At 73.3% G+C, this 5,746-nt stretch carries 4 protein-coding genes and 1 pseudogene; 1 reads left to right on the forward strand and 4 read right to left on the reverse strand.

All coding sequences use genetic code 11. The annotated features are described in order from the left end of the window. A pseudogene (locus tag KUM38_RS27750) lies at positions 1-486 on the forward strand (hypothetical protein); the annotation flags it as partial. 116 nt (positions 487-602) lie between these two features. Here KUM38_RS27750 and KUM38_RS27755 read toward each other — a convergent pair. The 4 genes from KUM38_RS27755 to KUM38_RS27770 form a co-directional block, all read right to left on the reverse strand. Further along, a complete protein-coding gene (locus tag KUM38_RS27755) occupies positions 603-2,270 on the reverse strand; it encodes a glycosyltransferase family 2 protein (protein WP_217133080.1) in 1,668 nt (555 codons plus the stop codon). Then, on the reverse strand, positions 2,267-4,468 hold the full coding sequence (locus KUM38_RS27760) for a CDP-glycerol glycerophosphotransferase family protein (protein WP_217133082.1): 2,202 nt from the start codon (positions 4,466-4,468) through the stop codon (positions 2,267-2,269). The genes KUM38_RS27755 and KUM38_RS27760 overlap by 4 nt, the downstream gene beginning before the upstream one ends. A gap of 125 nt (positions 4,469-4,593) precedes the next feature. Further along, positions 4,594-5,412: an ABC transporter ATP-binding protein gene (locus tag KUM38_RS27765; protein ID WP_217133084.1), complete on the reverse strand. Its 819-nt coding sequence runs from the start codon at positions 5,410-5,412 to the stop codon at positions 4,594-4,596. Beyond that, positions 5,405-5,746, reverse strand: a 342-nt coding sequence (locus KUM38_RS27770; RefSeq protein ID WP_217133087.1) for an ABC transporter permease, incomplete at its 5' end; no start/stop codon positions are given. The genes KUM38_RS27770 and KUM38_RS27765, both read right to left, overlap by 8 nt.

The following is a 5,746-nucleotide window of genomic DNA, read 5'->3' on the forward strand; positions in this document are numbered from 1 at the left end:
GTGGGGGTGGTCGGGGCGGGGCGGCGGTGGCTGCGCGCCGGGTGGACGGTCCTGCTGGCCGGAGGGCTGCTGGTCGGGGGGTGGGCGCAGGCGGGGACGCTGGGGTACGTGGTGCCGCGCGGTGCCCTGCCGGCGGCGGTGGAGGACAGGTACCGGCCGCCGTGGACGGGGTATCACTGGATCACCCCGTGGGTGCGGTACGGGGACGTGGTCATGGCGGAGGGGCGGCCGGCCCGTCAGATACCGGCGTACGGCGCCTACACGGTCGCTCCTGGCTATCCCGACTTCTTCCTGGCGGACGAGGAGCGCCGGGGGGCGGCCACGCGGGCGTACTTCGAGGAGCGGACGCCGTCGTCCGTGCGGCGGGGGATCGAGCGGGAGTACGGGGTGCGGTGGGTGGTCGACGGGAGCGGTGCGCTGGGTGACGCCGGGCTGCGGGAAGTGGCGCGGGGGCCGGAGGGGCAGGTGCTCTATGCGGTGCCCTGAGGTGTGGGGGTGCGGTGCTGGTCGGTCCGGTTCGTTTCGCCCCCGCCGCCCCTTCCCGTTCCCGTCCCCCGGGGGCTGCGCCCCCGGACCCCCCTTCGGCCTGAACGGCCTCGTCCTCAAACGCCGGACGGGCTGAAGACGCTCGCCACCAGGCGGGCCGCCCGGCGTACCCGGGGGACGGCCACACGGCGGGCCGCCGGGCGGAGCACGTTCGCCGTGAGGCCGGTCGGCTGCCAGCGGAGCTGGAGGCGGCCCGGGCCGTGGCCCTCGGGCTCGATCGTGAGCCGATGGCGCGGGACGCGGGCGGTCAGGGGCGGAAAGGCCGGAGGGGCCAGCAGCAGTCCCCGGTTGCTCCGTCCCCGGCAGGTCAGCCGGACCAGCGGATGACGCACCCCGGCGAAGCCGCTCAGCGGGAGACGCGCGGACGCGGGGTCGAGACGGACGCGGCCCTCGAAGACACCGGGGCGGACCGGGGAGAGACGGAAGGGGACGGTCAGGCGGTGCCGGCCGGGGGTGATGAGCAGGCTCGCGCGCTGGGGGCCGACCGGGAGGCGCAGGGCCGGGTCGTACGTGCGGACGGTCAGGTCGACGGAGGCCCCCGGGCCCGGGGTGATCTCCGTGATCTCGTGGCGGAACCGGGTGACGGAGAAGGGGCGGGTGTCGAGCTCCAGCTCGGTCAGGTCCAGTTCACGGCGGGCGGCCGCCGACCCGGGGACCTGTCCGCCCCAGTACGTACGGCCGTCCGGGCCCGTGGCCAGCTCCCTCGGGGCGACACCGTCCCCCAGTTCCCGGGCGGCCCACCGGGCCTCGGTCAGGCGCCGGTCGCGGATCAACTGGAGCACCACCCGCTCGGCGCGGGGGAGCCGGGCGTACGCGCCCGGCGACAGGGTCTCCAGGTACGGGTTCACCAGGTCCGCGAAGGCCGCCAGCCACTCCTCGTCCCGGTGGGGCAGGTCGCCCGCGTACATCCGGAAGTCGTGCTTCAGGAACTTGTGGTCCTTGTCCTCGCGCAGCGCCCCGTGCCCGCTCTCCACCAGGAACGCGTCGATCAGCCGCTGCACGTGGATCCGGTCGCGGACGTTGGTGAGCAGGTGCCGTTGGTTGGAGATGGACGCGGCGTCGGAGCCCGCGTACGGGGCGACGTACCAGAGGTACACCGGCTCGGGAATGATCGTGAACCGTTTCGCCAGGCAGTACGCCTGGGCCGAGAACAGCTGGTCCTCGTAGTGGATGCCCTCGGGGAAGCGCAGGTCGTGCCGGTCGAGGAAGGCGCGGGCGTACATCTTGCCGGTCGACAGGTGCTCGAAGAACAGCCGCGGGTCGGCCTCGATGCCGTCCAGGGTGCGGCGTTCGCGCACGAGGTGCGGCATCCAGGTGGAGCGGCGCCCGGTGTCCACCCGGATCCGCCGCACCGCGCCCATCGCGAAGTCGAGGTCGCGTTCGCGGTGCGCGGCGAGCAGCGACGCGACCGATTCCGGCGGGAGCTCGTCGTCGCTGTCGAGGAACATCAGGTACGGCGCCCGCGCGATCTCCAGCGCACGGTTGCGCGGCGCGCTGCATCCGCCGCTGTTCTCCGGCAGTCGCAGGCACCGGATACGGCGGTCGCGGGCCGCCAGCGCCCGGGCCACCCGGGGGGTGTCGTCCGTGGAGTGGTCGTCGCTGATGACGATCTCGAGGTTGCGGTGGGTCTGGCGGCGCACGGACTCCACCGCGCGGGGGAGCCGTCCGGCGTCGTTGTGGACGATCACCGTGACGGTGACGTCGGGGACCTGCGGGGTGCTCATGACGTCTCCTCGGGCTTCGGCGCCGGGGTGCGTTCCCCGAGCGGCAGCACCGGTGGCAGCGACGCCTCGTCCTGGCCGAGGAAGACCCGGCGTACGACGCGTTCGGCGGCGCGGCCGTCGTCGTACTCGCAGAACCGGCGGCGGAAGGCGGCCCGGGCCTTCGCCGCGCTGTCGTCGCGCCAGGCGTCGGTGGTGAGGATCCCGGTCAGCTCCTCCTGGGTGCGGGCCACCGGGCCGGGCGCCTCGGCCATCAGGTCGAAGTAGACGCCGCGCGTGGTGCGGTACGTCTCCCAGTCGTCGGCGTGGATGATGACCGGGCGGTCGAGGTTGGCGTAATCGAACATGATCGACGAGTAGTCCGTGACCAGGGCGTCGGCGGCCAGGCACAGCTCCTCCACCGGGTCGTAGGAGGAGACGTCCACGATGCGGCCGGAGCGGCGCAGTCCGGTGAGCGGGGAGGCGGGGGAGACGGCACCGTCGTAGAAGTAGTGGCCGCGCACCAGCAGCACGGTGTCCTCGCCGAGGCGGTCGGCGAGGGCGGCGAGGTCCAGGCGCGGGGTCCAGCCGGCCTCGTAGTCGCGGTGCGTGGGCGCGTACAGGACGGCCCGGCGCCCCGGCGCGATGCCGAGGCGTGCGCGGATCGCGCGGATGTCGTCGGCGCCGGCCGTGTAGTAGACGTCGTTGCGCGGATAGCCGTGGTCGAGCGAGACGTACCGGGACGGGTACGCCCTCTCCCACATGCGGGTGGTGTGGCTGTTGGTGGAGAGGCTGTAGTCCCATTTGTCGACGCGTTCCAGCAGCGCGTCGAAGTCCAGGCCCTGGGCGGCGGCCGGGAACGGCAGCTGGTCCACGCCCATGCGCTTGAGCGGGGTGCCGTGGTGGGTCTGCAGGTGGATCGCTTCGGGGCGTTTGACCACGGCGTTCGGGAAGTTGACGTTGTTGACGAGGTACTTGGCGGTGGCGAGCACCTCCCAGTAGCGATGGGTGCCGGGGACGACGTGGTCGGTGCCGGGCGGGAGCAGGGCGGCGTTCTCGCCGGTCACCACCCACACCGGGTGGATGTGCGGGGCGAGTTCGGCGGCCTTGGCGGCGATCGCGGCCGGGTTGCAGGCGACGCCGCGGTTCCAGTAGGCGGCGAACACCGCGAGGTGGGGGTCGACGGGGCGGCGCAGGGCCCTGCGGTACCGGAGGTCACGGACCTGTGCGCCGAGCCGGCGCCTGCCGGTGCGCACCGTGGACCGCACGGCGCGGCGGGCGTGGTTGGCGGTCTGGAAGGCGCGGTACTTGCCGTAGGCGCCCTCTTCGAGCAGGGAGCGGCGGATGCCCTCCGCGCCGGCGGGGCGCCGGTGGCCCTCGGGGCGGCGGCGCAGGGCGGCGGTCGAGGCCCGGTGGAAGAACTCCCGGGCCACGTCCTCGGGCATGTCGCCGCGGGTGAAGGCGCGCAGGCAGTCACGGACCATGATCTCGTAGAGCACGGTGTAGACGGCGGGGCGTTCGCGGACGAGGTCGAGGAGGCTCTCGTAGCGGTCGACGAGCGCGTAGTGCTGTGCGGCGGTGACCGGCGGGAGGGCGGCGGGCCGCAGCCGGCGGTCCTCGTGGGCGAGGTGCGGCAGGGCGGCGACGCGGTCGGCGAGCAGCAGGGCGGCGAGGGCCGCCCGGGGTTCGTCGTCGGTGGTGAGGCGGTCCTCGTGGGCCCGCCAGAATCCGGCGCGCAGGACGCGGGTGCCGAGCAGCGGGGTCAGGCGCAGCAGGTAGGCGTTGTCGTCGAGGGCGAGGCCGGTGCGGCCCGCGCGGGCGAGCAGCGGGCCGTCCGCCGAGGGGAGCCCGGAGCGGCGCCAGGTGCTGCGGAGGTGGTCCAGGAGCAGTACGTCGACGGGGCCGGGGAGCTCGGCGACCCGTTCGGCGACGGTGCGGGTGCTGCCGGGCGGCAGGCCGTCCTTGGCGCGGACGAAGTGCAGCCAGCGGCCGGTGGCCCGCGCCGCCCCCGCCGTCCGGGCCGTCGCGTCGGACGTGCCGTCGGGCAGGGGCAGCACCTGGACGTGCGGGGCGTGCCGCTCCGCGGTCTCGCGGGCCCAGTCGCCGACGGCGGCGACGACGACCTCGGTGTCCGGGAGGGGACGGTCGGCGAGGGAGTCGAGCAGGCCGGTCAGGTGGTCCTGGGTGTTCGGCCCGTGGACGACGACGCTGAGCTCGGGCATCGCGGGGCTCCTTCGGCTGCTCGTCGCTCCGGACAGTCCTCTTCGTCATATTGGCATCAATGTGACGAAGAGGGCGCGCGGACGTGGGCCTCAGGAACTCAGGAAGGCGTCGGTGCCGCCTTCGGCTACGGCTTGGGCTGCGGTCTGCGGGCCTTGTCCGTGCCTGCGGTGAACGCCTCGTACTCCTTGAGCACGTCCTTCGTCGGTCCGTCCATCAGCAGCTCGCCCCGCTCCAGCCAGAGCACGCGGTCGCAGGTGTCGCGGATCGACTTGTTGTTGTGGCTGACCAGGAACACCGTCCCGGCCCGCTCGCGCAGCTCCCGGATCCGGGCCTCGGAGCGCTTCTGGAAGGAGCGGTCGCCGGTGGCCAGCGCCTCGTCGACGAGGAGGACGTCGTGGTCCTTGGCGGCGGCGATGGAGAAGCGCAGCCGGGCCGCCATGCCGGAGGAGTAGGTGCGCATCGGCAGGGTGATGAAGTCGCCCTTCTCGTTGATCCCGGAGAAGTCGACGATCTCGTCGTAGCGGGCCTTGACCTGCTCGCGGGACATGCCCATGGCGAGCCCGCCGAGGTGGACGTTGCGCTCGCCGGTCAGGTCGCTCATCAGGGCGGCGTTGACGCCGAGCAGGGAGGGCTGGCCGTCGGTGTAGATGCGGCCGTTCTCCACCGGGAGCAACCCGGCGACGGCCTTGAGCAGGGTCGACTTGCCCGAGCCGTTGGTGCCGATGAGCCCGATGGCCTCGCCCCGGTACGCCACGAAGGAGACACCCCGCACGGCGTGCACCGTGCGCACGCCGGACGCCTTCTCGGTCTTCTTGCGGCGCAGCATGCGGTTGAGGGCGGCGGTGGCGGTGCCGCGTCCGGCGCCGGTGCCGTTGACCCGGTAGACGATGTCGACGCGGTCGGCGACGACCGTGGGGATCTTCTCGTCGGTGGTGTCAGCCACGGCCGTACCTCTCCTCAGCCTTCCAGAAGTAGACGAACCCGATCACGCCGGCCAGCAGCGCCCAGCCCAGCGCGAACGCCCACACGTGCGGGGGCAGGTAGGAGGAGCCGTACTCGTCGATCAGCGCGAAGCGGACCAGGTCCATGTAGATCGCCGCCGGGTTCCACTGCAGCACGTCGGCCAGCCAGGCGGGCACGTCCTTGCCCTCGAGCATCGCCGGGATGCTGAACATCACGCCGGACGCGTACATCCAGGTGCGCAGCACGAACGGCATCAGCTGGGCCAGGTCGGGCGTCTTGCTGCCCATCCGCGCGAAGACCAGCGCCAGCCCGGT

Source organism: Streptomyces sp. AC558_RSS880 (assembly GCF_019049255.1).
GTDB lineage: Bacteria > Actinomycetota > Actinomycetes > Streptomycetales > Streptomycetaceae > Streptomyces.